The sequence below is a fragment of the Dyella sp. KRB-257 genome, from assembly GCF_049445995.1.
In the GTDB taxonomy this organism is placed as follows: Bacteria; Pseudomonadota; Gammaproteobacteria; order Xanthomonadales; family Rhodanobacteraceae; genus Dyella_A.
In genome coordinates, this window is record NZ_JBMSDZ010000018.1 from 1 (window position 1) to 25,349 (window position 25,349).

At 66.5% G+C, this 25,349-nt stretch carries 30 protein-coding genes; 28 read left to right on the plus strand and 2 right to left on the minus strand.

Annotation, left to right across the window (positions count from 1 at the left end):
* The first annotated feature begins 104 nt into the window (after positions 1-104).
* The 20 genes from ACO2Q2_RS13275 (at position 105) to ACO2Q2_RS13370 (ending at position 19,493) form a co-directional block, all read left to right on the plus strand.
* Complete coding sequence (locus ACO2Q2_RS13275; RefSeq protein ID WP_423256262.1) at positions 105-320, plus strand: hypothetical protein; 216 nt, start codon at positions 105-107, stop codon at positions 318-320.
* Entirely contained in the window at positions 317-511 is a 195-nt protein-coding gene (locus ACO2Q2_RS13280; RefSeq protein WP_423256263.1) for a hypothetical protein, read from the plus strand. The genes ACO2Q2_RS13275 and ACO2Q2_RS13280 overlap by 4 nt, the downstream gene beginning before the upstream one ends.
* 112 nt (positions 512-623) lie before the next feature.
* Positions 624-917 carry a hypothetical protein gene (locus ACO2Q2_RS13285; RefSeq protein WP_423256264.1) on the plus strand — a complete coding sequence of 98 codons (294 nt, stop codon included), beginning with the start codon at positions 624-626 and terminating at the stop codon, positions 915-917.
* 3 nt (positions 918-920) lie between these two features.
* The gene (locus tag ACO2Q2_RS13290; protein WP_423256265.1) at positions 921-1,385 is read left to right on the plus strand and encodes a hypothetical protein; all 465 of its coding nucleotides are present in this window, start codon (positions 921-923) and stop codon (positions 1,383-1,385) included.
* Positions 1,378-2,955 carry a hypothetical protein gene (locus tag ACO2Q2_RS13295; RefSeq protein WP_423256266.1) on the plus strand — a complete coding sequence of 526 codons (1,578 nt, stop codon included), beginning with the start codon at positions 1,378-1,380 and terminating at the stop codon, positions 2,953-2,955. The genes ACO2Q2_RS13290 and ACO2Q2_RS13295 overlap by 8 nt, the downstream gene beginning before the upstream one ends.
* A gap of 11 nt (positions 2,956-2,966) precedes the next feature.
* Positions 2,967-5,417 (plus strand): hypothetical protein, encoded by a 2,451-nt coding sequence (locus ACO2Q2_RS13300; protein ID WP_423256267.1) that lies wholly within the window; start codon positions 2,967-2,969, stop codon positions 5,415-5,417.
* A complete protein-coding gene (locus ACO2Q2_RS13305) occupies positions 5,414-6,610 on the plus strand; it encodes a hypothetical protein (RefSeq protein ID WP_423256268.1) in 1,197 nt (398 codons plus the stop codon). Before ACO2Q2_RS13300 ends, ACO2Q2_RS13305 begins: the two co-directional genes overlap by 4 nt.
* Before the next feature lie 177 nt (positions 6,611-6,787).
* A complete protein-coding gene (locus ACO2Q2_RS13310; protein WP_423256269.1) occupies positions 6,788-7,840 on the plus strand; it encodes a phage major capsid protein in 1,053 nt (350 codons plus the stop codon).
* Between the two features lie 60 nt (positions 7,841-7,900).
* A complete protein-coding gene (locus tag ACO2Q2_RS13315) occupies positions 7,901-8,248 on the plus strand; it encodes a hypothetical protein (protein WP_423256270.1) in 348 nt (115 codons plus the stop codon).
* The gene (locus ACO2Q2_RS13320) at positions 8,248-8,604 is read left to right on the plus strand and encodes a hypothetical protein (RefSeq protein WP_423256271.1); all 357 of its coding nucleotides are present in this window, start codon (positions 8,248-8,250) and stop codon (positions 8,602-8,604) included. The genes ACO2Q2_RS13315 and ACO2Q2_RS13320 overlap by 1 nt, the downstream gene beginning before the upstream one ends.
* A 72-nt stretch (positions 8,605-8,676) precedes the next feature.
* Complete coding sequence (locus ACO2Q2_RS13325; RefSeq protein WP_423256272.1) at positions 8,677-9,207, plus strand: hypothetical protein; 531 nt, start codon at positions 8,677-8,679, stop codon at positions 9,205-9,207.
* Positions 9,200-10,546, plus strand: a complete 1,347-nt coding sequence (locus tag ACO2Q2_RS13330; RefSeq protein ID WP_423256273.1) for an Ig-like domain-containing protein — start codon at positions 9,200-9,202, stop codon at positions 10,544-10,546. Before ACO2Q2_RS13325 ends, ACO2Q2_RS13330 begins: the two co-directional genes overlap by 8 nt.
* Positions 10,546-11,319 (plus strand): hypothetical protein, encoded by a 774-nt coding sequence (locus ACO2Q2_RS13335; protein WP_423256274.1) that lies wholly within the window; start codon positions 10,546-10,548, stop codon positions 11,317-11,319. The genes ACO2Q2_RS13330 and ACO2Q2_RS13335 overlap by 1 nt, the downstream gene beginning before the upstream one ends.
* The gene (locus ACO2Q2_RS13340) at positions 11,316-13,142 is read left to right on the plus strand and encodes a hypothetical protein (protein ID WP_423256275.1); all 1,827 of its coding nucleotides are present in this window, start codon (positions 11,316-11,318) and stop codon (positions 13,140-13,142) included. Before ACO2Q2_RS13335 ends, ACO2Q2_RS13340 begins: the two co-directional genes overlap by 4 nt.
* Positions 13,143-13,212: 70 nt before the next feature.
* The gene (locus ACO2Q2_RS13345) at positions 13,213-13,689 is read left to right on the plus strand and encodes a hypothetical protein (protein WP_423256276.1); all 477 of its coding nucleotides are present in this window, start codon (positions 13,213-13,215) and stop codon (positions 13,687-13,689) included.
* Positions 13,690-13,692: 3 nt separating this feature from the next.
* Complete coding sequence (locus ACO2Q2_RS13350) at positions 13,693-14,316, plus strand: hypothetical protein (RefSeq protein WP_423256277.1); 624 nt, start codon at positions 13,693-13,695, stop codon at positions 14,314-14,316.
* A gap of 2 nt (positions 14,317-14,318) precedes the next feature.
* Positions 14,319-14,843, plus strand: coding sequence for a hypothetical protein (locus ACO2Q2_RS13355; protein WP_423256278.1), 525 nt, complete (start codon positions 14,319-14,321; stop codon positions 14,841-14,843).
* Positions 14,844-14,846: 3 nt separating this feature from the next.
* Positions 14,847-15,512: a hypothetical protein gene (locus ACO2Q2_RS13360; RefSeq protein ID WP_423256279.1), complete on the plus strand. Its 666-nt coding sequence runs from the start codon at positions 14,847-14,849 to the stop codon at positions 15,510-15,512.
* 10 nt (positions 15,513-15,522) lie between these two features.
* Positions 15,523-17,067: a hypothetical protein gene (locus tag ACO2Q2_RS13365; protein WP_423256280.1), complete on the plus strand. Its 1,545-nt coding sequence runs from the start codon at positions 15,523-15,525 to the stop codon at positions 17,065-17,067.
* On the plus strand, positions 17,067-19,493 hold the full coding sequence (locus ACO2Q2_RS13370; RefSeq protein WP_423256281.1) for a hypothetical protein: 2,427 nt from the start codon (positions 17,067-17,069) through the stop codon (positions 19,491-19,493). Before ACO2Q2_RS13365 ends, ACO2Q2_RS13370 begins: the two co-directional genes overlap by 1 nt.
* Here ACO2Q2_RS13370 and ACO2Q2_RS13375 read toward each other — a convergent pair.
* Positions 19,425-19,667 carry a hypothetical protein gene (locus tag ACO2Q2_RS13375; RefSeq protein WP_423256282.1) on the minus strand — a complete coding sequence of 81 codons (243 nt, stop codon included), beginning with the start codon at positions 19,665-19,667 and terminating at the stop codon, positions 19,425-19,427. The two genes, ACO2Q2_RS13370 and ACO2Q2_RS13375, sit on opposite strands and share 69 nt — an antisense overlap.
* An 82-nt stretch (positions 19,668-19,749) precedes the next feature.
* Here ACO2Q2_RS13375 and ACO2Q2_RS13380 point away from each other — a divergent pair, with 82 nt between their 5' ends.
* The 7 genes from ACO2Q2_RS13380 to ACO2Q2_RS13410 all read left to right on the plus strand — a co-directional run bounded on the left by ACO2Q2_RS13380 (position 19,750) and on the right by ACO2Q2_RS13410 (position 22,919).
* A complete protein-coding gene (locus ACO2Q2_RS13380; RefSeq protein WP_423256283.1) occupies positions 19,750-20,352 on the plus strand; it encodes a hypothetical protein in 603 nt (200 codons plus the stop codon).
* Positions 20,353-20,549: 197 nt separating this feature from the next.
* The gene (locus ACO2Q2_RS13385) at positions 20,550-21,104 is read left to right on the plus strand and encodes a hypothetical protein (protein ID WP_423256284.1); all 555 of its coding nucleotides are present in this window, start codon (positions 20,550-20,552) and stop codon (positions 21,102-21,104) included.
* Positions 21,101-21,400, plus strand: a complete 300-nt coding sequence (locus ACO2Q2_RS13390) for a tail fiber assembly protein (RefSeq protein ID WP_423256285.1) — start codon at positions 21,101-21,103, stop codon at positions 21,398-21,400. Before ACO2Q2_RS13385 ends, ACO2Q2_RS13390 begins: the two co-directional genes overlap by 4 nt.
* Before the next feature lie 61 nt (positions 21,401-21,461).
* Entirely contained in the window at positions 21,462-21,674 is a 213-nt protein-coding gene (locus tag ACO2Q2_RS13395) for a hypothetical protein (RefSeq protein ID WP_423256286.1), read from the plus strand.
* A complete protein-coding gene (locus ACO2Q2_RS13400) occupies positions 21,671-21,916 on the plus strand; it encodes a hypothetical protein (protein WP_423256287.1) in 246 nt (81 codons plus the stop codon). The genes ACO2Q2_RS13395 and ACO2Q2_RS13400 overlap by 4 nt, the downstream gene beginning before the upstream one ends.
* Positions 21,913-22,413, plus strand: a complete 501-nt coding sequence (locus tag ACO2Q2_RS13405) for a lysozyme (protein WP_423256288.1) — start codon at positions 21,913-21,915, stop codon at positions 22,411-22,413. Before ACO2Q2_RS13400 ends, ACO2Q2_RS13405 begins: the two co-directional genes overlap by 4 nt.
* Positions 22,410-22,919 carry a hypothetical protein gene (locus ACO2Q2_RS13410; RefSeq protein WP_423256289.1) on the plus strand — a complete coding sequence of 170 codons (510 nt, stop codon included), beginning with the start codon at positions 22,410-22,412 and terminating at the stop codon, positions 22,917-22,919. The genes ACO2Q2_RS13405 and ACO2Q2_RS13410 overlap by 4 nt, the downstream gene beginning before the upstream one ends.
* 136 nt (positions 22,920-23,055) lie before the next feature.
* Here ACO2Q2_RS13410 and ACO2Q2_RS13415 read toward each other — a convergent pair whose 3' ends face one another.
* On the minus strand, positions 23,056-23,661 hold the full coding sequence (locus ACO2Q2_RS13415; protein ID WP_423256290.1) for a DUF1415 domain-containing protein: 606 nt from the start codon (positions 23,659-23,661) through the stop codon (positions 23,056-23,058).
* Between the two features lie 102 nt (positions 23,662-23,763).
* Between ACO2Q2_RS13415 and ACO2Q2_RS13420 the strand changes: the two genes are divergently transcribed.
* On the plus strand, positions 23,764-25,326 hold the full coding sequence (locus ACO2Q2_RS13420; protein WP_423256291.1) for a protein adenylyltransferase SelO: 1,563 nt from the start codon (positions 23,764-23,766) through the stop codon (positions 25,324-25,326).
* Positions 25,327-25,349 lie beyond the last annotated feature (23 nt).

Here is a 25,349-nt window from a genome sequence, read left to right on the forward strand (position 1 = left end):
CCTGCGCGACGAGCTGGCAAAGCCGGTGCTGACGAAAGCGGACGCTGCGGCAGACATCGCCGGAATGCCGCGTCCGGATCATCCGAGCGCCTGACGCTCTGACCATGCCGCGCAGCGCCGCCCACGACCACCAGCTGCGCCAGTGGCTCGCCGAGCTGGATCGACCAGCCCGGCCGGCCCTGGCCACGGTGTCGTGCGCGCGCTGCCGGCACTACGTGCCCGATTCCATCAACCCAGCCGCCGGCGCCGGACGCTGCGCGCCGCGCGGCCACCACTTCCCGATCGATCTGCACTGCCGCCACTACGAGGTCAACGCATGACCACGAGGCCCTGCACGAAACGGCGCTACGGCTCGGAGCGATCCGCGAAGCAGAAGCTGAAGGAACTGCGCAAGTCGCGGCGCCGTCGGCACGCGATCAAGGTTGAGGATCACGCCTACCACTGCCCGCACTGCGGCGCCTGGCACCTGACCAGCATGCCGCGTGAGGTCGTGAGCCTTGAGCGGCCTTGATCGTCCCGGGCGTCGCCGTATACGTGCCGCCTACAAGCGGCCCAACGCCGGGCCGCATCGGCGGTTCGCCGGAACGCTTACGCCCATCGGGCGCATGGACCCCTGCGACGACATGACTCCTCTGCTGCAAATCATCGCCGCGCGCATCGCTCGCTACCGCCACCAGACGGTGGCCGGAACATTTGTGCTCGGCGACGAGCAGGGCAACGTCTACGTCCTGGCCGAGGGCGCCAACTGCACCGCCTCGCTGGTGAGCCAGCACATGGACTGGTACGTCGGCAGCTACGGCTGCGGCGACAAGCCCATCTTCCCGACGGTGGAGGACCTGCTGGACGACCTGCGGGCCCACTTCGCGGAGATCGCGCCTGCGCTGCTGATGCGCAAGATCCGCAGCGTGGAGGGCTGAACCATGGCACCGCCGCGCAAGTACGACCGAAAGAAGATCGTGGACCGCATCTGCAAGGATCTTATCAACGGCAAGCCGATGACGATCGCATGCCGGGCGATCCCCATTCCGGTTCGAACGGTCAATCAGTGGCGCGAGGACGACATTGAGATCGCCAACCAGCTTGACGACGCCTTCGATGAGGGCATGGACTCGCTGGCGTGGCGCATGCGCATGACGGCGCGCGGAAAGAAGGCGAAGCAGGGCGGCGATTCGACCGGAGACACCGACCGCGACAAGCTGATCATCTACACCGAGGAGAAGCTGCTGGCGAACTGGAGCACGCGCTATAGCCGCCGCGTGACCCTGTCGGGCGACCCGAAGAACCCGCTGATGCCGCCGCCCACCCAGATGACCGAGGCGCAGCTGCTGGCGATCGCTGCACAGGGTGTGCGCGATCAGGGTGAAGACGGTGGCAAGGATGGCTGATGGCGGCATCACGCCGGCCGCAGCTGCCCGCGAGCTGCTTCGGCGCAAGCGCGCACGGCAGTCGCTGGTGGAGTTCAGCCAGGCGATCACGATCCCGGGCGCGCCGGTGAGCGAGGACGTGGACGAGTGGCTGTTCAAGCCCATCGAGACGCAGGTCGCCAAGCACCACATCGTGACGATGGAGGCGATCGAGCGCTGCATCCGCACCGACTACGGCCGCCTGATCATCTGCGAGCCTCCGGGCTCGGCTAAATCCACGTATGGCAGCGTGGTCGCCCCGACCTGGGCCATGGGTGCGTTCCCCGGCATCCGCGTGCTGATGACCAGCTACGCCGGCACGCCGATCATCCGCGCCAGCAAGAAGGCCCGGCAGATCGTGGCCAGCGCCGAGTACTCGAGCATCTGGGAGCGCGAGACGCGCCTGGTGGGAGGCAGCAACGCGGCCGACGAGTGGGAGCTGACCAACGGATCAGGCCTGTACGCCGCCGGCCTGCTGGGCGGCATCACGTCATCGCGTTGCGACCTGGGAATCATCGACGACCCGGTCGCCGGCCGCGAGGAGGCGGATTCGGAGACCATCCGGAAGAAGACGCGCGCCGCCTACGACGACGACTTCCTGACGCGCCTGAAGCCGAAGGCCTCGATCATCCTGATCCAGACGCGATGGCACGAGTCGGACCTGGCCGGCAGCATCCTGCCCGAGAACTACAAGGGCCAGTGCGGGCCCGTCGAATGCCGCGACGGCCAGGTGTGGGAGGTACTGAGCATCCCTGCGCAGTGCGAGAGCGCCGACGACCCGCTCGGCCGCCAGATCGGCGAGTACCTCTGGCCGGAATGGTTCAGCGAGCGGCACTGGAAGATCTTCAAGGCCAACTCGCGCACCTGGTCGAGCCTCTATCAGCAGCGCCCCGTGCCCGAGGACGGTCTGCATTTCAAGCGCGACCAATTCCACCGTTTCGCGCATGCGCCCGAAGGCTGCGCCTGGTACGAAGCCAGCGACTTCGCAGTGACGGAAGCCGCCGGCGACAAGACGGGGCACCTACCGTTCGGCATCGACGAGCAGGGCGACATCTGGATCGAGGACGGATTCAACGGCCAGGTCGCCTCGGACGTCGCGGTCGCCGAAGGCCTGAAGCTGGTCAAGCGCTACAAGCCGCAGCTGTGGCTGGGCGAGAAGGGTGTGATCGAGAAGGCTATCGAGCCCGAGATCCGCCGGCAGATGCGACGCACGCGCAATTTCGCCGCCCGCGAGCTGCTGCCCAGCGTGCACGACAAGCTGGCCCGTGTGCGTGGCTTCCAGGCGCGCGTGAGCGCCGGGACCGTGCACATCAAGGAGGGGCCATTCGGCGATGCCTTGATCGACCAGCTGATCGCCTTTCCGGCAGGTCGATTCGACGACTTGGTCGATTGCTGCGGCCTGATCGGCCGCGCGCTGGATCTGCTTCTGGATGGCCACGGAACCAGCGACGACGAGGAAGACCGCGTCGAGCCGTTCAGCCGCCGCCACATCGAGGGCCTGTATCGCCAGACCGAGCGCGAACAGATCCGCCGCCGCCGCTATTACGACTGAGGACCACCACGATGACCACCGAGAACACCCAGCCGCTGGAGCAGGGCATCGCCACGGCGAACGCCCAGGCGAATGGCCAGGATACGCAGGCCTACGCGCAGGAGTGCGCGGACGTGAAGCGATGGCAGAAGGCTATCAGCGACGCCCGCGAGTTCGACAAGGTGGCGCGCAAGCGCTACGCCCGGGATCGCAGCTATGCCCGCGCGGACAAGACGCACTTCGAGGTCGACGTGCCGATCGCCCAGAGCTACGTGGACGTGATGCGATCGTTCCTGTACGCGCAGGATCCGGATGTCGACGTCACGCCGTCGCCGCTCACCGAGCCGCCGCCGCACAAGGCGATCCTAGCGATGGCTGCCAAGGGCATGCAGCCGGGCCAGCAGCTTCCCTCGGCGATCGCCTCGCTGCTTGGCACGCAGGGCGGACAGGGTGCATCGCCAGCGCTCCCCGGCGGCCCCGCTCCGGCCGAGCTGGCGCAGGCTGGTGCGCAGGGGGCCGGCGGCGCCGATGCGGCCGGCGAAGACCAGTTGCGCCAGATGGTGTCCACGCTGCTGGAGCCCTACCAGCGCATGCGCGAGAACGCCGAGCAGTTCGCCGCGACGCTGGAGATCATCGTGCCGGCGCTCTGGCGCAAGGCGAAGCTGAAGGCGCAGGCCAAGGAGCTGGTCGGCTCGTCGCTGACGATCGGCCCGGGATGGCTGAAAGCGGTGTGGCTGCAGCGCATGGGGCGCGACCCCGAGATCGAGGCGCAGATCAACGACATCCAGGACAACCTCGCGCGCATGGCGCAGCTGCGCAAGGAGATCGCCGACGGCTCGGCTTCCGACATCGACGCCAGCGAGGCCGAGCTCAAGCGACAGGCCGAGGGGCTGGAGGCGAAGGTCGAGATCGTGGTGGCCAGGGGGTTCGCGATCGACTTCGTGGCCGGCGAGGACATCCAGGTGTCGATGGACTGCCGCGATCTGGCGTCCTACACCGAGGCATCGTGGATGGCGCACCGCTCGTTCCACCGGGTGGAGGATGCCAAGGCCGAGCACCCCGACATCGCCGACAAGATGAACAGGGCGATTACCTACTACCCCGTGAAGCCGCGCGACACCGACAAGGCCCGCGACAGCGGGTCGATGGACACGGGTGCCACCGCAGCCGACGCCGACGCCTTCACCACCAGCACCGGCAACACCAGCGAAGCTTCGACCATGAGCGGCGAAGCCTTCCTGTGCAAATGGGAGGTGTGGGACCGCACCACCAGCACCGTCGTGCAGTTCTTCGAGGGCATGGACTGCTACGCCAAGCCGCCGTTCCCGCCGTATCCGGCGACGACGCGGTTCTACCCGTTCTTCGGCTACTTCATCGGCCACGTCAACGGCGAGCGCCATCCGCGCTCGCTGATCACCCGGTCCGAGCGGCTGTTCGACGAGTACAACGCGATCCGCAGCAACTACCGCAAGCACCGCCGGCGCGCCATCCCGAAGTGCGGATTCGACGCGACCAACTACGACGACCAGCAGATCGCCAAGCTGGAGGGCGCAACGACCGGTGAGCTGGTGGGCCTGAAGCCGGTCAGGCCCGGCGAGCCCATCGACAAGTCGATCGTGCCGATCCAGTACAACCAAGTCGACATGGCGCTCTACGACACCGGCGTGATCCGCGCCGAGCTGGAAATGATCTGGGGCATCCAGGAGGCGCTGTCCTCGTCGATCCACACGGCCAAGACGGCCACCGAGGCCGAGATCCAGCAGCACGGCACCGAGTCGCGCACCGGCTACATGCGCGACGATCTGGACGAAATGCTGAGCGACCTGGCCACCTACACGGCCGAGGTTGCGCTGCAGGTGCTCGACGAAAACGACGTGACGGAGATCGCTGGGCCGTGGGCGCTGTGGCCCACCGGCATGACCGTCGAAGACCTGCAGTCGCTGGTGAAGGTGTCGATCCATGCCGGCTCGACGGGCAAGCCGAACACCGCGGCGCGCCGGCAGGCATGGGCCGCGATCCTGCCGCCGCTGCAGAACGCGATCGAGCAGGTGGCCAAGCTTCGCGGCTCGTCGCCCGACGACGTGGCCGACTGCATCGAGGCCATGATCGAGGAGACGATCGCCACCACGGGCGAGCGCATCGACGCCAACAAGTTCCTGCCCGACCCGCCGCGCACGCCGCCGGCACCCGTGCCGCCACCACAGCCGCCGATTGCCGAGACGGCGCTCAACGGCCTGCAGATCCAGGCGCTGACGCAGGTGCTGGCCGATGTGCGTGGTGGCGTGATCACAGGCGACTCGGCCATCGCGCTGATCCACGCCTCTGCGCCGCAGATCCCCGAGGACATCGTCACGCGCATGGTCAATGGATCCCTGCCGCAGCCCGGCGATGCACCGACTCAGCTGAAGGCACCGCACGCCACCACCGCAAACCCTCCGCCGGCCGCCGCGCCGGCCATGCCGACTGAAGGAGCTCCCGCATGAGCAAACAAGCCGCCACCCCCGCGCCGGACGAGACGCCGACCGACACCCAGACTGCCGCCGCGCCGGCGCCTGCCGCCGATGCCACGGCTGCTGATGCGGCCGACAACCCGCCGCCAGAACCGTCCGCCGATGGCGATGCCGCCGCGCTCGCTGCGTTCGACGAGGGCCTGAAGAAGCTGTCGGGCGAGCCGAAGACCGCGGCGGACGTGGCCGCCAAGGCTGCCGACGGCAAGGACACTGCTGCCGCACCCGCCCCAGCGGATGCGCCGGCCGCTGCACCTGCTGCTGCCGCACCCACGCCGGCTGCTGCCGAGCCCGACGAGGAGACGGAGAGGGCCGTCAAGGAGCTGGGCCTGAAGGGGCGCGCCGAGGAGCGCTTCCGCGAAATGGCCGGCACCATCCGTGAGGTCACCCCGCTGCGTGATGCCCTGGCCGAGCTGAAGATCACCAGTCCGGAGCAGATCAGGGAGCTGGCCGAAACGTCGCAGCGGGCGATCGAGTGGGAGGAGACGGTGATGGCCTCGACGGCCACGCCCGAACAGTTCGGCAGCGCCCTGAACGTGATCCGGGCCGTCAACTCCGGCGACCCCAAGGCCATGGGGGTGGCGTTCGACGCCATGCTGAACGAGGTGGTCGAGCTGGGCCGCAAGATCGGTCGCGAGGTGCCGGGCTTGGTCGACCCGCTGGCCGCGCACCCGGATCTGGCCGAGGAGGTCGAGCAGGGCGACATCACGCGCAAGCGGGCGCTGGAGATCATCAGCCAGCGCGTCAGCGCGCAGCACCTGCAGGAGGCGAACACGCGGCGCGAGACGCAGGAGCAGTGGAACACCGCGCGCGACGCGGCGCTGACCAACATCCAGCAGCTGAACGACACGCTCAAGGCGGCCGACCCGGACTTTGCCCGCAAGCTGCCGCTGCTGCAGCCGGCGCTGGACCTGATCACCACCACCATGCACCCGTCGCAGTGGCATGCGGCCGTGCAGCAGGCCTACGCAAAGATCCCGGCCCTGCCGCCGGTCGCCGCGGCACCTGCGCCGGCGCCAGCCCCGGCCCGCAGCAATGCTCGGCCGCCGGTGTCGCACATGCCGGCCAGGCCGACCGGCATCAATGCCTCGATGCAGGCCAAGCCCAAGACCGACCTGGAGGCGTTCGAAATGGGCCTCAACCGGTTGAAGGGCGTCGTCGAGCAGTAGGCCTTGACAGTCCCTCGCGGTGCGGCACTTTCGCGCCACACCACGCGGCCAGGTGGCCGCACCGCGATAGCTGTACGCCGGGGTCGCTGCCGGTAGCGCTGCAAGAGGGTTCGCGCTCCTCGAACGCGGAGAGAAACGGGCCGAAGGGCCCGCCCTTTCCATTCGAGGACGACGACGATGCCCGTCAATACCCAGCAGCTGTTGGCCGGTGCCAACTACCAGCTCGAGAGCTACGCCACCGGCGATCCGGTGGACCAGATCAACACCGCGCACGTCACGCTGAAGTGGTTCATGGACCACAAGCAGCCGGTGATCTTCAGCAACGGCATCTTCAACGAGAAGGTGCGCATCACCAACGACAGCAACTACCAGCGCTACACGGGCGACGACCAGGTCACCTTCAAGCGCAAGGACACCGCGCGCAAGGCGCCGTTCCAGCACTACGAGCAGCACGACGGTTTCACGCTCAACGAGACCGAGCTGGCGAACAACGGCATCGTCATGACCGACGACGACGAGGCCGAGCCCACCCAGGTCGAGAAGACGCAGCTGGTCAGCCTGATCAAGGAAGGATGGACCACGCTGAAGCTGGGCATGCAGGAGAACCTGGCGCTCGACGTGTTGCAGGACGGCTCGCAGTCGAGCAAGGCGTTCCCGGGACTGGACCTGATCGTCGCCACCGATCCGACCACCGGCATCGTCGGCGGACTGGATGCGGCGTCCTACACCTTCTGGCGCAACTACGCCAAGATGGGCATCAGCACCGCCACCGCCGGCACGCTGGTGGATGAGCTGGAAAAGGGCTGGCGCGCCTGCACCCGCTACGGCGGCATGCGGCCGGACTTCATCCCCTGCGGCTCGGCGTTCTACGACGCCCTGCGCAAGGACGCCCAGTCGGTGCACTCGGTCAACGTCTACCTGCCCAACGGGCAGCAGGTGACCATGGACCCAGCCACCAAGGAGATCAAGTGGAACGGCGTCCCGGTGGTCTGGGATCCGGACTTCGATCGCCTGGATGACGTGCTGGGCGTGATCACCTACCCCTGGGCGAAGCGCTGCTATTTCCTGCAGTCCAAGGCGATCGTCATGCGCCCCTTCAAGGGCCGCTGGATGATGGTCCGCAAGCCGGAGCGCGTGTACGACCGCTACACGCACTTCTTCGGCATGACCAACGACTGCGCGATCACCACCAACAAGCGCAACGCCCACGCCGTCTTCTCGATCGCCTGATCGGGAGCGGCTCCGCCACGTGCCGGCTGCGTCGTGCAGCCGGCCAAGGAGTAAAAGACCATGAGCAAAGCAATGATCTTGGCCCTGGCCACCGCGCTGGACATCACGGCCACCGGCCCGCAGGCGCCCGTCCTGCTCAACACGTCGCCCTTCGCCGGCGGTCAGGGCAAGAACGCGTTTCTCAATCTGGCCGCGGTGCCGGCCGGCGGTGGCGTGATCAAGGTGCAGGGCAATCCGACGGCTGGCCCGTCCGCCCCGGCCGATGCCGACGCCAACTGGACCGACATCGTCACCATCGACGCCAACGCGCCGCTGCGTCAGGAAATCGAGCTGCCGCTGTGGATCCGCACCAACGTCACCACGGTGGGCACCGGCACCCTGACGGCGAACCTCGAAGGGGTTCAGTAATGGCCGCCGCCAAGCTGTTGTTCGTCACGGGCCTGATCAAGCGCACGCACGAGGCCATCCCGTTCGATGTGCCCGACTACGAGGTGCGCGTCCTGCAGGAGATCCACGGCGAGGACGACGTGATCGAGTCGGGTGAGCACGAGCTTCCCGCCGGCGATCGCACCGCGGCCAGCGAGTACGCCCGCCTGCTGAACAAGTACAAGGGCCACGAGGAGCAGGTCCACAAGTCGTTCCGCTCGGCGCGTGAGCTTGCCCGCATGAGCTGTTTGCCGTTCGACGAGGCGGCCGCACAGGAGCCGGCCAAGGGCAAGGGCAAGAACGCCCAGAAGGGTCAGGACGGCGGCGAGGACGAGTAAACCGCCAGCCCATGCAGTGATTGCCGAAACGGCCCGGCCTGATGGTCGGGCCGTTTTTCGTAGAGGAACACCATGCTCGACGTGCACATCATCGTGAGCCCCGACACGCCGCGCGACTGGGTGAGCCAGTGCCTGGACAGCGTGCACGAGGCCATTGACCGCGCGGGCTTTGCCATCGCGCTGCACCGGGCTGGATTTGTTCCGGGTCACATTGGACGCGCGCGCGCCGCCGGTTATGCGATGGGAGTGCATCCCTACGTCACCTGCGTGGATGACGACGATTACCTGCTCCCGCATGCCTTCGAGCAAATGCGCGACGCGATGCTTTCCGGGGTGGCAGCAGCCTGCACGCCGGAGATCACCCTGCAGAACGGCCACCTGCGCCCGGGCGCCGCACGCCATCACCTGGTGGCCTATCGGCGCGATCGGCTGATCGATCACACCGGATGGACGTGCTGCGGCGACGTGGCCCAGCTGAGGGCCGTGGAGACAGACGCGGTCGACCTGCCGTCGGCCGCCTACGTGCACAGGCTCTACGGCACCAGCAAAGCGCGCGTGATGCGCCGCGCCAACCCTTCCGAATTGGAGTTCGCCCGTGGCTAACATCCTGCTGACCGCTTCGCGCTGGACGGACGAATCTAACGCATCGCCGCCGGCCTACTGGAACGGTTCGACTTACGAATTTTTCGACCAGTACGACAGTGGCATTGCGCCAGCGATTTCTGCCGTGGCGAACGCTGGCGACGAGGTCTCGTTCTCACTCGACATCAAGGTTCCAGGAGCCAGTGGATTCACCAACACTGCCCAGCTGAAGGTCAACGGGGTAGCCGTATGGACGCAGGACGTCAGCGCGGTCGGAACGTTCTCTTTCACATCGGCGGCGCTTGCCGCCGGCGATGCTGTCGAATTCACGCTGTTTTCGGATTATGGTCCGATTTACAAAATCGATGCCGTACTGACACCGACGCCAGACCCTGCCGCGACCGACGAAACACTGGTGGTGGCCAGCAACACCACGAACAACCCGGTGACTACCGGGGTGACGCAGCAAGGGTCACCGGTCACTCCCGACAGCCTGGCCATCGCCACGCAGCCGCTGCACGGCAGTGCCGCGGTACAGGCCGGCGCCATCATCTACACCCCGGCCGCCGGCTACGTGGGCGCGGACAGCTTCACGTACACCGGCACCGTGGCCGGAACGGTGAGCACGCCCGGCACGGTCACGATCGACGTGCAGACGAACTTCAACTGCGATTGCGACGACGATCACCCAACCGAGACGCTGGCCGACATCCGCACCTACCTGATGGTGCGGCTCGGATTCGCGGCCATGCTGGCCTCGCCGCCGCCGGGTATGACCGAGCTGCTGAACAGCTTCGCGATCGAGGCGCAGAACCTGCTCTACCACCGCTTCCGCATGCTTCGCCTCGAGCGCTGGTTCACGTGGCAGCTGCAGCAGGGCGTGCGCTTCTACGATCTGGCGGCGAGCCTGTACGCCTGCACGAAGAAGCTGGACCCGTCGCGGGTGCGCTGGGTGGGTATCTCGCTGGGCGACAGCGTGTGGCGACCGCTGGCCTGCGGTATCGAGCCGACGCGCTACATGGCCAACCTGGTCGGCATCCCAGACAGCTACGAGATTCGGCAGTGCATCGAGGTGTTCCCGCCGCCGTCGGACAGCACCTGGCGCCTGCGCATCAAGGGCGACTTCGGCCTGCTTCCGTTTGCCGCGGACACCGACGTGACCACGATCGACCCACAGGCGATCAAGCTGCACGCGCTGGCCTATGCGAAAGCCCATTACCAGCAGCCCGATGCGGCCAACCACATGACCGCACTGACCACGTTCCTGGGCGACCTGACCGCATCCACGCACCTGACCAAGCGCTATATCCCCGGCGAGACCGTGGCGCAGCCGGCGATCCGTCCGAAGGTGGTGACCTGATGGCCCGCCGCGTTCCGATCGGATCGTTCAATACAGGCATCACGCGACTGCGCGAAAAGGGTGGCGCGCGTCCCGATTCGCTATATGACCTGGTGAACGGCTACATCAACGCCGCCGGCGCACCGGTCAGCCGGTTCGGCACGCGCGTGCAGCACACGCTTCCGGCTGGTACGAAAGGGCTGTGCATCTTCAAGGGCAAGCGGCACGTGTTCGCGATGTCGGCGATCGACCCGGGCAGCACCGACTACGTGGTCGACATCCTGATCCACCCGGACCCGGCTTTCGCCGGCACGCTGGTGGCGATCCACTTCGCCAAGCCGTTCCTAGGCTATCTGTACGTGGTCGCCGAATTCAGCGACGGGAAGGTGTTCCACTACTACCTCGAGGCGAACAACGCCTGGCAGGCCAGCACGTTCTACAAGATCGGCGACACCGTGCGGCCGACGACGATCAACGGGTTCGTCTACACACCCACCAGCCAGAGCAACCCGCCGGCGTGGTCGCCGGATACCACGTATGCGATCGGCGACGTGGTGCAGCCGTCGCAGTACAACGGCTACGAATACACCGTGGTCGACGCCACTGGCTCGCCCGCCAAGTCGGGCAGTTCCGAGCCTAACTGGACGGCATCCAGCGGCGCGCTGGTCTACGACGACAGCTCGGGCACGACGGCCCCAGCCAGCACCACCGCCGCCTCGACTGGCCACGACAGCGCCCGCTACGGCAACTTGATCGGCGCCAAGACCTACAAGACCGACGGGAGCACGCCATGACGGCCATCCCTGCCTGGGAATCGGGCAAGACCTACCCGCCGGGCTCACTGGTCGTTCCGGCCAGCGGCACCATCACGGTCGCCTCGCAGCCGACCAACGCCGATTTCGAGTCGGGCAGCCTGACCGGCTGGACCGACGAAGGCACGCTGTTCGCGATCTCCAGCTTCGATCCGTACTCGGGCACCTACGTGGCCAACGCCTCGGGCGGCGGTACCGATCGGCTGGTTTCCGACACGATCATCCCATGCACCCCTGGCGACATGGTTACCGTGACTGCGTTCGCCAAGCTGACCAACAACGGCACGGATGACCTTGGCGCGCAGACGAACATCATCTGGGTGGACGGTACCGGCACGCCGGTCGGGACCGCGTCGCTCGGAAACCTGATCTATGGGACGGGTGGCTTCTGGACTGCCTCCACCTGCTCCGACCGCGTGCCCGATGGCGCTACCGGGTTCAAGGTGGGTCTGGGTGTCAACACGGGATCGCACGGCGGCAGCGTGGCGTTCGATCACGTGTATGTCAGCTACGTCTACGCCGGTCCGCCGCTGGGCATCGCGTACAAGGCCGTGCAGGCGGCCTCGGGCAAGTCGGGAAGCACCGAGCCGGCCTGGCCCGGCGTACTTGGCGAAACGGTGGTGGACAACCAGGTCACCTGGGAAGCCGTGGTCGCCACGCGGCTGGTGTGGAAGGCCTCCCCGATCATGACGTCGGGCGCGACCGAGCCCACCTGGCCGACAGCCACGGGAGCCAGCGTGCGCGACGGCACCATCGACTGGGTCGCCTCCACCGCGCAGATCACCGACACCAACTGCCCACAATCGAAGATCGTGCAGATCGCCGCCGGCAAGGTGTACGCCGGCGACGACGACATCGTGCGCTACAGCGCGACAGTCAACCCGAAAGACTGGTCGACGGCCGATGACGCCGGCTTCCTGCCGTTCGGCATGAACACCTACGGGTCGAACCCCGTTGCGGCCATGGACCTGTACCGATCGAACCTGGTGCCGTTCAATGCCGAAGGCTTCCAGATGTGGCAGGTCGACACCGATCCGGCGAACAGCTCGCTGCTGGACGCCATGCCGCTGGCCTGCAACTACCGTCGTGCCACGTCGCCGGTATCCACCGATTTGCTGTTCCTGACTTCAGAGGGCGTTCGATCCGTTGGCATCGCAGCAGCATCGACGAATCTCGAGGCTGGTGATGTCGGCATGCCGATTGATGACCTGGTGCTTCCCTACCTGGAATCGCTCGCCTCCGATGATGATCCGCTGGCGACCTACCTGCCGGCGCTCGGCCAGTACTGGCTTGCCTTCCCCATTGCCGGGCCGCCTGAATCGACCGAAGTTTTCGTCTACACCATCAACAGGGTAGGGCAGGCCGGAAAGTGGAGCCGCTACCTGTTCCCGTTCCGGATCGACAACTTCGCGACTCAGGACAAGACGCTACTGATTCGAAGCGGCGATGACGTGCTGGCCTACGACAGCACCGCGGTGACCGACTACGCCAGCGATCCGCGCGAGGTCACCTTCGGCGGCATCGTGCAGACGCCGTGGCTCGACATGGGGCCGCCGGGCGAGAACAAGATGCTGGTCGGCTTCGACCTGGTGGCGGTCGGCTCGCCCAGCGTGGCGATCGGTTACGACCAGTCGAACACCGGTACTTTCACGACGGACTTCGCGGTACCGCCCGACACCGTGCCGGGGATGATCATCCCGCTGCCGGTGGTCGCCCCCAGCATGAGCGTGCGCATCACCTTCGCCGGTGGTTCGAAGTGGAAGCTGCAGGGGATCAACCTGTACGTCGAGGACCTGGGCACATGACCGCGCCGCGCGCCTTGATCCTCTCCGCGACTGCCCGATGCTGCCGGCGTTCCCTGAGCGAGGTTGCACCGTGACGCCTGAGCATGAAATCGAGCTGTTCCGGTGGGCGGCCCGCGGCGACGAGGCGGCGGCACACTTCCTGAAGGCGATCACGGACGCTGCGCATGCGTGGGACGACGTGGTCGATGCCGATGTGCCGCTGGACCGCTGCGCAATCCATGAGGCGTTCCGCGCGCTGGTGCTGGTGGTTCCGGCGAACCGCTTCTACCGACTGCACCGCGACAGCCTCGAGCCGCTGATCCAGCAGGCGGCGATCAACTGGCTGGTGGCGACCGACATCGAGCGCGAGCCCGGCGGCGCCATGCACGTGGCCTACATCCTGCGCTCGTCCTACATCGACCTGGTGGCGCACGTCGCGCTGCTGACCGGCGGCCCGGACTGGGCGCGCTCGGTGTGCCGCCACGTGCGCGAAATGAACCAGTCGGAGACGTTCGACGACTACCTGACCAACCTTGACCGCGAGCGCGCGGCACGCGGGGAGGGCTGACCGATGGGCATGTGTGGTGGCAGCAACAACGCGGCGAAGCAGGCGCAGGCGAACGAGGACGCGCGCAATCGCCAGATCGCGGACTCGACGGCGCAGATCAATGCGATCTTCGACAACCCGGCGCGCACGGGCGCATACGACCAGCTCGCCAGCGACACGACGAAGTACTACACCGACCAGCTGAACCGGCAGAAAGCGATCAACGACCGGCAGCTGAAGTTCACGCTGGCCCGCGGCGGCCAGGTCGGTGGCAGCGTGCAGTCGGATCTCGGTGCGCGGGCTGGCCGTGACTACCTGAACGGCGTGCTCGAGGCGACGCGCCGCGGCAATGCGGCCGGCGCCGCGCTGCGGTCGCAGGACGAACAGTCGCGCGCCAACCTGATCGCTGCTGCGCAGGGCGGCCTGGACGCCACCAGTGCCGCCTCGCAGGCTGCCGGCGCGCTGCGGACGAACCTGCAATCGGGGCAGGCCGGTGCGACCGCGAACGCCTTCGGGGATGCCTTCGGTGACTTCGCCAACATCTACCAGCGCAGCCAGGACGCCAAGGCGCTGCGCGACGGCTATGCCACGGGCGCCGGCCTGTACCAGCCGGGCTTCGGTGCTGGCGGCGTACCGAGGGGATACTGATGGTGATCGAGCGCGTCCCACTGGAATTCATCGTGCTGGGCCTTCCGCGCTCGGGTACCACGTGGCTGGCCAACTGGCTGACGACCGACGACACGCTGTGCCTGCACGACCCATTCGCCCTGGGCATGCCCGAGACGTGGCCGCTCGACAAGCGCCTGCGCGGCATCAGCTGCACGGCCGCAGCCCTGATGCGCCGCTGGCTCTCCGGCTACTGCTGTCCGATCGCCGTGATTGAGCGCCATCCGTCCGACTGTGACCGCAGCCTGCAGCGCCTCGGCCTGCAGGACACCGCGCTGTATGCAGACGCCTTGGTGCACGCCCCGGGCCGGCGCTTTCGTTTCGAGGATCTATGGAACGAGGAAGCCGCCGAGCAGCTTTGGAAGTACCTGCTGCCGACCACGGCGTTCGACCGCACCCGGTATCGGCTGCTTCGATCCATGCGCATCGAGCCGGCGCGGCTCGACGATTTCAACTACCAGGTGATGCTGCAGCTGCTGAGCGGCGGCCTGTTTGAAGGGAGGCTCTGACCCATGCCCTACCTCGCCATCGGTGCCGCGCTGCTGTCTGCCGGGCTCGGCTACTACAACCAGGAGCAGACGGCCAGCCGTCAGGACAGGACGCTGGCCAACAGCCTGCGCCAGCAGTACGCGCTGCAACATCAGGAGGACGCCAAGACGCGGCAGCTGATCCAGCAGACCGCGCAGTCCACGCCGGATGCCGCGAAAAGCGACTTGCTGGGCAAGTTCATGGCGCAGATCCAGGCCAACGGCGGCAACACGACCCGCCCGCTGGGGCAGGCTGGCGCCGTAAGCGACGCCTACACGAAGGCGGCGAACGATGCCTCGCTGGGCCTGAGCAACTACGGCAGCACGAACGCCGGGCTGGTCGCCTCCATCGACGCGCCCGCCGTGCAGCGCCAGGCCGAGGCCGCCAACCTGAGCCGCTACGGCAGCCAGCTCAACGACCTGAAGCGCCAGTCCAGCGTGCAGGACTACCTGACGCGGCTTCGCCTGCAAGGCATCCGGCCGAACCCGTGGCTCTCGGCCGTTTCGGATGGCCTGCGCGCTTACGGGCTGTCGAAGGCGGGAAGCTACAAAGCCGGCGATGGAACAGGCCCATCCGCGTGGTCGCAGGGCAACACGATTTCTGGATCAGGCGGACTCACCTACAACCTGCCGAACACTCTGGAAGGCTGAGGAAACACCGATGGCGACGAACGGATGGAGTGAGCTGGGCGCCATGCTGGGCGGCAACAGCCAGGCTCGGCAGATGCAGCTGCAGCAGCAGGGCATGGCGATGGGCATGCGGCAGGCATCCATGCTTGAGGACGCGCGCCGCAAGCGCGACGCGGCCATGGGGCTTGCACAGATCACCCCGCAGGCGATCCAGAACGCCACAAGCGGCCTTGACCCGGTCACGGGCCAACCCTTTGCGCCCGAGGTGGCCAGCCAACTGCAGAGCGAGCTAGTGTCGGCGATGCTCCATGCTGGCCGTGATCCTCGCCAGATCAGCGGATACGCCAAGGATCAGCAGGGCATTGACTGGGGAAAGCAGGCGATGGCCGCGGCTACTGGCGATCACCCCGACCTGAACCTGGTCAACCGCATCAACATGGTGCGTCAGGGAACGCCCGTAGACCTGACGACCATTCAAGGGAATACCCTGATCGACCGGATGGTGACTCCGGACCAACAGGCGGCGCAGGGCGGCAACACGCCCACGCAGATCGGCATTGCCGACATGATGCAAAAGACGGCGCAGGCGAACGAGCGTAATGCGCATGCCCGCCTGTTCGACCGCCAGACAGCAGCGGGAGGCTTCCGCCCCGATCCGAATGCTGCGGGAGTGCCCACGGCAAGCCCGGCGGGCGTGCCGGGCGGCGTGCCGCTGCCTAACAACATGCACGGCGACGCCTTCCTCGGCACGCTCTCCCCGGGCGATGCGGCGACGGTCAAGGCACTGGCCGAGGGCCGGCTCGCATTCCCGACCGGTGCAGCGCTCAAGGCACCGTACTGGCAGACCATGCTGACCAACGTGGCCACCTACGACCCCAGCTTCGAGGCGGCGAACTACCAGGCGCGGTCGCGCACGCGCAACGACTTCACGTCGGGCAAAGCGGCGCAGACGATCAATTCGCTGAACACCGTGCTCGGCCACATGGGCGACCTGAGCGACGCCGCGGACAAGCTGAACAATTCCGGCCTGCCGTGGTGGAACAAGCTGGCCAACGCCACGCTCAGCGCTACTGGCGACCCGCGCATCAAGGAGTTCGAGGCCAACAAGAAGGCCGTGGTGGACGAGATGACCCGCGTGTACCGCGGCACGGGCGGCAGCGAGCAGGACATCAAGACCTGGAGCGAGGCGCTGGACAACGCCGGTTCTCCGCAGCAGCTGCAGGGCGTGATCGGCAAAATCAGCGAGCTGCTGCAGTCGAAGATCAACGCGCTGACCGACCAGTACCGGCAGGGCATGGGGACGATCGGGCAACACCAGTCGTTCATCACGCCGAAGGCCCAGGCCACGCTGCGCAAGCTCGAGCATCGCGCCGGCATGACCTATGCGTCACCGGGCGATGAAAGCGTGCCCTCGCTCACCGACAGCGTGCGCGCGGCGGCAGGCATAAGTGCTGCAGCTCCAGTTTCGGCAGCACCTGCGCCGGCGACTGCTCCCGCGGCGCCGGTGTATCGCGCAGTCGATCCGAAAACCGGTCATGCCGTGATCTGGAATGGCTCTGCCTGGGTGCCCGAGTGATGAATGACGATCCGAACCAGCTCACCCTTGCCGACTTGATGCTGGGTCGCCGCCGCGGAGATCCGCTGCCGACCCCGGCCCCGACCGCGCCGCGACCGGCCGCCGGGCTTCCACCGCCCCCGCCGCCTGGGTATGTGCTGCAGCAGGTTGCCGAGGCTGCTCCGCGCGCGGCGTCTGAGCCGCCACCGCCGCCGCCCGGTTACGTGATGGAGCCGTCCCAGCGCCTGCCCGACGTGAACGTGTCTCCCGAGGCTGAGCCCAGCCTCATGGACCAGCTCAAGCGCAGCAGCGTGGGAGCGCTGCGCAGCTTCGCGCACGGCGTGGCAAGCATCCCCGGCATGATCAATGACCCGATCGTGCATTCGCTGAACTGGGCGGAGGAAAAGGCCGGCGTCGACCCGAGGTATCGGTTCGGTACGGCCAGCCAGGCTGCCGACTACCTGATGAACAAGGCCGGCGTGCCCGAGTACACCCCGCAGAACGCGACCGAGCGCGTCGTGAACAACATCGAGGAGGGCTTGGGCTCGGCCGTGGGTACCATGGGCACCGGCGCGCTGATGAAGGGCGCTTCCAACGGCGTGGCATCCAGCATCGGTGACATGCTCACGCAGAACGCCGGCGGTCAGATCGCCAGTTCAGCAACCGGCGCCGGCGCGGCCGGTGTTGCCCGCGAGAATGGCGCCGGAACTTCCGGGCAGATCGCGGCAGGGCTGGTCGGCGGCGTGGTTCCCGCAGCGCTATCCGCCGGTGCACAGGGTGCCGTGCGTGCAGCGATCCGTGGTGGCGAAGCTGGCCGGCAGACCGTCGAGAACAACGTCAAGGCATTCAAGGTAGCCGGAACAACGCCTACCGTCGGCCAGGCCACGCAGAGCCGCGTGCTTCAGAACGCCGAGAGCTTGCTGGCCAAGGCTCCGGGAAGCTCTGGCGTGGTCCAGCAGTCGGCCGAGCGCCAAGCTGACCAGGCATCGCAGGGTATCGATGCGCTCGCCGACCAGCTGTCCAAGGTGCGCGACCCGGCCGGGGCTGGCCGGACGATCGATCGCGGCATTTCGGGTGCCGGCGGATTCATCGACCGGTTCCGGCAGGAGTCGGGTGCGCTGTACGACAAGCTCGACAACTACATCCCGGCCGACAAGCGCATCGACGTCTCGAACACGATGGAGCTGCTTCCCGAGCTGAACCCGACGATCCCCGGCGCACCGGCCACGTCGAAGCTGTTCCAGAACGCACGCATCCGCGGCATCGAGGAAGGCCTCAAGGCAGACACCGGAGGCCCAGAGGCCGCGCTCACGCGACCGGAAGTCAAGGCGAAGGCCGACGAGCTGGCGCAGGTGCTGGGCGACAACAACGCGGCGATCGAGTCGGCCAATGCCGCCGGGAAGCAGGCTGTGGACGATGCCAACTTGCTGCGCGACGGCACGCAGAAGCAGACCTTCAACCCCGACCGACCGCTGAGCCAGGACGAGATCCAGGCGAACATCCGGCAGCTCGCCAGCACCATGGTGGACGGAAAGCTGCCCTATGAAGCGCTGAAAAAGCTACGCACGCTGGTCGGCAACGAGATGAACAACAACTCGCTGGTGTCCGACGTGCCACGCAGCAAGTGGACCGCGCTGTATGGCGCGCTGTCGCGTGACCTGCAGAACGCTGCCAAGGAGGCCGGCCCCAAGGCACAGCAGGCATGGAACCGAGCGAACGCATACTACCGGGCCGGATCGAGCCGCATCGACTCGATCGCCAGCGTGGTGGACAAGTCGGGCGGCCCCGAGGCGATCTTCAATGCGGCGACGAGCGGGACGCGCGATGGAGCGACGACCCTGCGCGCGGTGATGCAGTCGCTGAAGCCCGACGAGCAGAAGGTGCTGGCCAGCGTGATGGTGCGCCGGCTCGGACGCGCCACACCCGGTGCCCAGAATGCCGCGGGAGACGCGTTCAGCATGTCCAGCTACCTGACGAACTGGAACCGCCTCAGCCCGGAGGCGAAAAAGGCGCTGTTCGGCCGCTTCGGGCCCAAGTTCTCTCAGGACATGGACCACCTCGCCACGATGGCCGAAAACGTGCGAAGCGGAAGCAAGGTGTTTGCGAACCCCAGCGGCACGGCGGCGACGGCTGCCAACATCGCCGCCTGGACGTCCATGATCGGCTCGCTGGCTTCAGGTCAGCTGCATACTGCCGGCACGATCGCTGCGGGCGTCGGCAGCGCCAACCTGGTCGCCCGGGTGATGACGAACCCGAGATTCGTCGGGTGGCTGGCGAAGCAGACGCGTCTCGGTATTCCGCCCCAGGCGGCCAACCTGGCCAACCTGCGCAACATGGCTCAGGAGCATGACGATCCCGACCTGAAGGCGATGGCGGATCTAGTGCAGAACGCTCAGCAGGAAGAAGCGCAGGGCGCTGTGCAGACCGAAGGCCAGCAGGAGAATTGAGGCCGGGATGCCGATTAGGAGGAACGCACCGGCGAAGGTGAACTTGAGGTTGTCCCAGCCGGTGAAATGGAGGCTGTCCTCGCCCTTGCCCGGCAGATCGAGCCGAACACGCTCGGACCTGTCGAAGTCAGGATCGATGCCGAAGGCTTGACCGGTGGGCTCGGTGTTGTCCATGCCGCGAAGCCTACCACCAGCGCGGGCGCTCCGGGTAATGGCGATCCCTTGACCCTCTCGGCGCGTGCCCTACAAGGTCGGCATGACGCGCCTCGCCAAAATCCCGCTGTACGGCAACGTCGCCAAGGCGGTGACCGTCAATCTGGACGCCACGGAAGGCGCCCAGATAGGCAATAACCTGCTGATGCCCGACGGCACGCTGGCCACCACGGCGAAGCTGCAGGCGCTGTTCGGAGCTGGCATCAGCGGCTCGGGGCCTGACACCACGGATGCGCTGGACGAGGGGCAGTTCAACCTCTACTTCACCAACCGGCGCGCACAGGACGCGGTGGGCGGCATTCTGGCTGACTCGACTAACGTCTCGCTGACCTATGTCGGCGGAACGTCGATCACCGCCGACCTGACCGATCTGGCCGACACCGGCGCCGGCGCGCTGCTTGCGATCACTCGCGATGCCAAGGGCCGCGTGACGGGGACCAAGGCAGCGACGATCACCGGCACAGCCGGACAGATTGATATTGCAGATGGCGATGCCGCTGCTGGCCTGCCCACCATTTCACTTGCATCCGCCGTGCTCTCCCAGCTTTCGGCATTGGCTCAATTTCAGTCTGACCTACTGACAAGCAGTAATGGGAGTCCGCTTGTCACGAGTGGCGGCGACTTCATCACCACGAGCGCAGCGTAATGCCAAATCTAAACAATCTCACGACGCAAGACCTTCAGTGGGGAACGGCCAACTGGTCGGGCCAAGGGTACATTGATGGCCTCAAAATGGTTTGGAACAGCGCTACGTCTATCAGTGTGACAAGCGGTGCGGCTTATATCCCGTCGCTTAGCAAATGCTTGCCTAGCACGTCTACGCTTACGCTTAGCGGATTGGTGTTGACAGCAAGCACGTTTTACCACGTCTACCTTTACAACAACGCGGGCGTTGCGGCGATCGAGTGCGTGACGACTGCACCAGCGTCGCCGTATTACGGAACGGCGCGCACAAAGACGGGTGATACATCACGTCGGTATATCGGCAGCGTGCTGACAGATGCGAGCGCAAATATCTATAACTTTCTGCAAAATAACAACTTAATTTTTTATAGGGTTGCAAACGGCGTAGCCCCGTTTCGTATCGTATCGGGCGCAAATAACTCGACGGCGGCAACCGCCAATGCATCTTCGATTGTCCCGAGCACGTCGAGGATTGCGATACTGCAATTGTACAATTTTGATAATACGAACGGGTCCAACATGGCTACTGGCACGTCGGACTCTCCGGGAACTGCAATCGGAAATAGCGGGATTTATCTTGTCCGCGCGCAGGCCACAGCATCCGTAAATCATCCACTTGATTCATCCCAAGCCATGACGTACGCATTTTCTGCGCCACCGCTCGGCACAGATGGCATGTTTATTGACGTTTTCGGCTACGAGTACGAGCGATGACTGTGTACGCAATTACTCAAACAGGCTGGCGTGCCATTGCGAGCGCCGATGATCTTCAGGCAGGCGAAACCGCATCGGAGAAGATTCCGCAATCGGTCATGGATGCCATCGCAAAGGCCGAGCAACGCAGCACACGCGATGCGCTCATTTCCGCGTGCGACTGGACGCAGATACCCGACTCGCCATTAACCGCCGATCAGCGCACCGCCTGGGTCGCTTATCGCCAAGCGCTGCGCGACGTTCCATCGCAGGCGGGTTTCCCGGAAACGATCGACTGGCCGATCAAGCCGGCATGAACTTTCTTCTATTCATGGCGTGCGGATTCGATGCCCGCCTTTCTATGTTGGAGGCAGGCAAGTGAGCGATCAAACCGAAATCGACCTGAAGCATGAAGTGCGCGACCTAACGGGAAAGGTCGAAAAGCTTACACAGCAAGTGAGCGGCCTTGTTGAAGCATGGAACACGGCCAATGGCGTGCTCAAGTTCGTGAAGTTCCTCGGCGGCATAGCGACTGCTGGTGCGGCTATATGGGCCTTAGTGAAATTAGCAATGCAGGATAAATTACGATGAAGCTTATCGACGACTGGAAACAAGCGCACAAGTTCGGCTCAGTGCAGATTGCTGGCTCCGGCGCATTGCTTGGCTACCTTGCGGCAGGCTTGATCGCGTCCGGTGCTGCTGCGCAGTGGGTCGGGCTCATTCCGATGTGGGCCGTTTTCGGCCTCGGCGCATTCATCTGCACGCTGGTTGTGCTGGCTCGCATCCTTCAGCGCAGCCCCAAGCATGACGAAACGGACGAGGCTGGGGCATGAAGCGCTGGCAGAAGCTGGCCATGTCCGGCGCTGGGGCGGCTGCGATTGCGGTCGGCATGTCCATGGACTGGGAAGGCACCGTGCACCGCGCCTACTACGACCGGCTCGGGCAGGTGTGGACCATCTGCACCGGCCACACTCGCGGCGTTAAGCCCGGCGATACCGCCACCGACGCCCAGTGCACCGCCTATCTGCAGCAGGACCAGGCCGAGGCGCGCGCAGCCGTCGATCGCTGCATCCATGCCACGCTCACAGATGGGCAGCGCGCCGCGTTCACCGATGCCTCCTTCAACCTCGGCCCGGCTGTGGTGTGCGGATCCACCCTGCAGCGCAAGGCCAACGCCGGCGACGTGATCGGCGCCTGCCTGCAGCTCACCGATGCCATGGACAGGCGCGGAAACGTCGTGGGATGGACATCGCCCGGGTCGTCGGCTGAGCAAGGCCTGCGAAACCGCCGAACCGATGAACGCAACCTCTGCCTGGGGTACCTGAAATGAACCTCGAGACCAAGCTGATCGCCTTTCTCGTGCTGCTCGCCGCCTTTCTTGCTGGCGTCTTGGCATTCGGCGCTCACGAGCGCGCCATCGGCGCCGCCGGCGTGCAGTCCAAGTGGGACGCCGCTGTCGCCAGCGCGAAAGTCACCAGCGCCAAGCAGACGCTGGAATGGACCCAGCAGTTCAGCACCATCGCCACCCACTACCAGGAGCAGAGCCATGCGCAAGTACCTTCGATTGCTGACACCGTGGCTGCTGACGTGCGCGGCGGCTCTATCCGGCTGCGCGACGAGCCGACCCAAGCCTGCCCCGGGCGTGTGCCCGACGCTTCCGCCGGTGCCCGAGCTGCTGATGCAGCCGCCACCGCCGCCCTTGCACAGCGCGTCGCAGATTCGATCGCTGCTGTTCGAGTCGGTGATGCCGCTGACGCCCGAGAGCAGCAGCTCAGGGAGCAGGTGATCGCGCTGCAGGCTGCGCTACGTGCCGAGCGGTCACCTTCGGGAATGTGAGTAAGGATGGGAGTAACCCGGCGAGCTGGCCGGGTGGGCGCAGCCGTGCAATGCGGCCTGCGCGCTCCCGATAGATCCCCGCCCCGGGCATTCTCAACGCGCGCAGCGGGCGTTTGCCCCGGTCGCAACCCGTCGTTCACGACTGCTCTTGCGCTGCCTCCGGGGCGCCGGTGCCCAGCGCCTTCCATCCGTCCGGGCCGAGCTTGCGCAGCGTGTCGATGTTGCGGCGATAGATCTCGTCCGGGTCGCTCATCGCCTCGGCGGCCCGCTCCACGCTGGCTTCGCGCAGCAGGTGCAGGGTCGGGAAGGGCGAGCGGTTGGTCGCGTTTTCCACGTCGTCCGGCGTGGTGTCGGCGAACTGGTAATGCGGGTGGAAGCTGGCTACCTGCAGCACGCCGTCGAGCTTGAGCGTTTCCACCGCGGCATCGGCCACGTCGAGGAAGTCGTTGTAGTCGAGAAAGTCACCCAGCACGTGCGGGTGGATCAGCAGCGTGGTCTCGCACTCGGCGGCATCGGCCGCGGCCAGGCTCTGCAGCTCGCCGCAAAGGTCGTCGAGCAGCGCATCGGTGTCGCGCGCGTGACTGACCGCGTAGCGGATGCGGCCCTGGATGAACGGCGCCCGCGCGAACGGGCACAGGTTGAGCCCGACCACCGCGCGCGCCACCCAGCGACGGGTCGCCTCGACGTAGGGGGCATCCTCCAGCGTCAGGCCGGCGGTGATGAGGGAAGGCACGCCGGACATGGCAGGTTCCTCGCAGCGGGGCGGCGACTATAAGCTGCCGCTTGGAACCCGTGCGGGTGCTGGCGCTTGCATGTGCTCGCGCCCGCCTCAACCATCCCCTGCATGACCGAACTGCATTTCGACAACGCCTTTCTCCGCGAGCTGCCCGGCGATGCCGAGACCGGCTCGCGCCCGCGACCGGTCGAAGGCGCGCTGTATTCGCAGGTGTCGCCCACGCCGGTGGCGGCGCCCACGCTGCTGGCGCATTCGGCCGAGATGGCGCAGGCGCTGGGTTTCAGCGAGGCGGACGTGGCGCAGCCGTGGTTTGCCGAGGTGTTCGGCGGCAATCGCCTGCTCGATGGCATGCAGCCCTGGGCCAGCAATTACGGCGGACACCAGTTCGGCCACTGGGCCGGGCAGCTCGGCGACGGCCGGGCAATCTCGCTGGGTGAGGTGGTGACGGCGGGCGGCGAGCGCTGGGAGCTGCAGCTCAAGGGTGCCGGGCCCACGCCGTATTCGCGCACGGCCGACGGCCGCGCGGTGCTACGCTCGTCGATCCGCGAATTCCTGTGCAGCGAGGCGATGCATCACCTGGGCGTGCCGACCACGCGCGCGCTGAGCCTGGTTGGCACCGGCGAGCCGGTGCTGCGCGACATGTTCTATGACGGCCACCCGGCATACGAACCGGGCGCGGTGGTGTGTCGGGTAGCGCCGTCGTTCATTCGTTTCGGCCACTTCGAGCTGCCGTTTGCGCGCGGTGATCATGCCCTGCTGCGCCAGCTGGTGGAGTTCACCATCCGTCGCGATTTTCCGCACCTGCACGGCGAGGGCGAGGCGCTCTACGCCGCATGGTTCGGCGAGGTGTGCGAGCGCACGGCGCACACCATCGCGCACTGGATGCGGGTGGGTTTCGTGCATGGCGTGATGAACACCGACAACCTGTCGATCCTCGGTCTCACCATCGACTACGGCCCCTACGGCTGGATCGACGACTACGATCCGGGGTGGACGCCCAACACCACCGACGCCGGCCGGCGCCGCTACCGTTTCGGTCAGCAGATGCAGGTGGCGTGGTGGAACCTGTCGCGGCTGGCCTCGGCGATCTCGCCGCTGTTCGCCGGCGTCGAGCCGCTGCAGGCCGGGCTGGACGGCTACGCCAGCACCTGCGCCACCGCCGAACGGCGCCACGCGGCGGACAAGCTGGGCCTGGCCGAGCCACGCGGCGAGGACGACGCCCTGCATGCACAGCTGCGCAGCCTGATGGCGCAGGCGCAGATCGACATGACGCTGTTCTACCGCGCGCTGCTGGACTTCGATCCGGCAGAGCCCGTGCCGACCCCGGCGATGGGGGAGGCGTTCTACGACGCCGACCTGCGCCGCCAGCACGACGCCGCGCTGCGCGACTGGCTGGCCCGCTACGCGCAGCGGCTGGTGCAGGACCCGCAGACGCGCCAGCAGCAGCGCGAGCGGATGCGGCGCGTCAATCCGCGCTACGTGCTGCGCAACTACCTGGCGCAGGAGGCGATCGATCAGGCCACGGCCGGCGATCTCTCCGGCGTGCATACCCTGCTTGAGGTGATGCGCCGGCCGTACGACGACCAGCCCGGCCGCGAGCACTACGCGCAGAAGCGGCCCGACTGGGCACGCGAGAAGGCCGGCTGTTCGATGCTGTCGTGCAGCTCGTGAGCGTCGGCGCGCGTTCCGCCCGT

Coding starts and splice junctions, on each gene's coding strand:
- ACO2Q2_RS13275 (WP_423256262.1), top strand. CDS start 105: ATGCCGCGCAGCGCCGCCCACGACCACCAGCTGCGCCAGTGGCTCGCC.
- ACO2Q2_RS13280 (WP_423256263.1), top strand. CDS start 317: ATGACCACGAGGCCCTGCACGAAACGGCGCTACGGCTCGGAGCGATCC.
- ACO2Q2_RS13285 (WP_423256264.1), top strand. CDS start 624: ATGACTCCTCTGCTGCAAATCATCGCCGCGCGCATCGCTCGCTACCGC.
- ACO2Q2_RS13290 (WP_423256265.1), top strand. CDS start 921: ATGGCACCGCCGCGCAAGTACGACCGAAAGAAGATCGTGGACCGCATC.
- ACO2Q2_RS13295 (WP_423256266.1), top strand. CDS start 1,378: ATGGCTGATGGCGGCATCACGCCGGCCGCAGCTGCCCGCGAGCTGCTT.
- ACO2Q2_RS13300 (WP_423256267.1), top strand. CDS start 2,967: ATGACCACCGAGAACACCCAGCCGCTGGAGCAGGGCATCGCCACGGCG.
- ACO2Q2_RS13305 (WP_423256268.1), top strand. CDS start 5,414: ATGAGCAAACAAGCCGCCACCCCCGCGCCGGACGAGACGCCGACCGAC.
- ACO2Q2_RS13310 (WP_423256269.1), top strand. CDS start 6,788: ATGCCCGTCAATACCCAGCAGCTGTTGGCCGGTGCCAACTACCAGCTC.
- ACO2Q2_RS13315 (WP_423256270.1), top strand. CDS start 7,901: ATGAGCAAAGCAATGATCTTGGCCCTGGCCACCGCGCTGGACATCACG.
- ACO2Q2_RS13320 (WP_423256271.1), top strand. CDS start 8,248: ATGGCCGCCGCCAAGCTGTTGTTCGTCACGGGCCTGATCAAGCGCACG.
- ACO2Q2_RS13325 (WP_423256272.1), top strand. CDS start 8,677: ATGCTCGACGTGCACATCATCGTGAGCCCCGACACGCCGCGCGACTGG.
- ACO2Q2_RS13335 (WP_423256274.1), top strand. CDS start 10,546: ATGGCCCGCCGCGTTCCGATCGGATCGTTCAATACAGGCATCACGCGA.
- ACO2Q2_RS13340 (WP_423256275.1), top strand. CDS start 11,316: ATGACGGCCATCCCTGCCTGGGAATCGGGCAAGACCTACCCGCCGGGC.
- ACO2Q2_RS13350 (WP_423256277.1), top strand. CDS start 13,693: ATGGGCATGTGTGGTGGCAGCAACAACGCGGCGAAGCAGGCGCAGGCG.
- ACO2Q2_RS13360 (WP_423256279.1), top strand. CDS start 14,847: ATGCCCTACCTCGCCATCGGTGCCGCGCTGCTGTCTGCCGGGCTCGGC.
- ACO2Q2_RS13365 (WP_423256280.1), top strand. CDS start 15,523: ATGGCGACGAACGGATGGAGTGAGCTGGGCGCCATGCTGGGCGGCAAC.
- ACO2Q2_RS13370 (WP_423256281.1), top strand. CDS start 17,067: ATGAATGACGATCCGAACCAGCTCACCCTTGCCGACTTGATGCTGGGT.
- ACO2Q2_RS13375 (WP_423256282.1), bottom strand. CDS start 19,667: ATGGACAACACCGAGCCCACCGGTCAAGCCTTCGGCATCGATCCTGAC.
- ACO2Q2_RS13380 (WP_423256283.1), top strand. CDS start 19,750: ATGACGCGCCTCGCCAAAATCCCGCTGTACGGCAACGTCGCCAAGGCG.
- ACO2Q2_RS13390 (WP_423256285.1), top strand. CDS start 21,101: ATGACTGTGTACGCAATTACTCAAACAGGCTGGCGTGCCATTGCGAGC.
- ACO2Q2_RS13400 (WP_423256287.1), top strand. CDS start 21,671: ATGAAGCTTATCGACGACTGGAAACAAGCGCACAAGTTCGGCTCAGTG.
- ACO2Q2_RS13405 (WP_423256288.1), top strand. CDS start 21,913: ATGAAGCGCTGGCAGAAGCTGGCCATGTCCGGCGCTGGGGCGGCTGCG.
- ACO2Q2_RS13410 (WP_423256289.1), top strand. CDS start 22,410: ATGAACCTCGAGACCAAGCTGATCGCCTTTCTCGTGCTGCTCGCCGCC.
- ACO2Q2_RS13415 (WP_423256290.1), bottom strand. CDS start 23,661: ATGTCCGGCGTGCCTTCCCTCATCACCGCCGGCCTGACGCTGGAGGAT.
- ACO2Q2_RS13420 (WP_423256291.1), top strand. CDS start 23,764: ATGACCGAACTGCATTTCGACAACGCCTTTCTCCGCGAGCTGCCCGGC.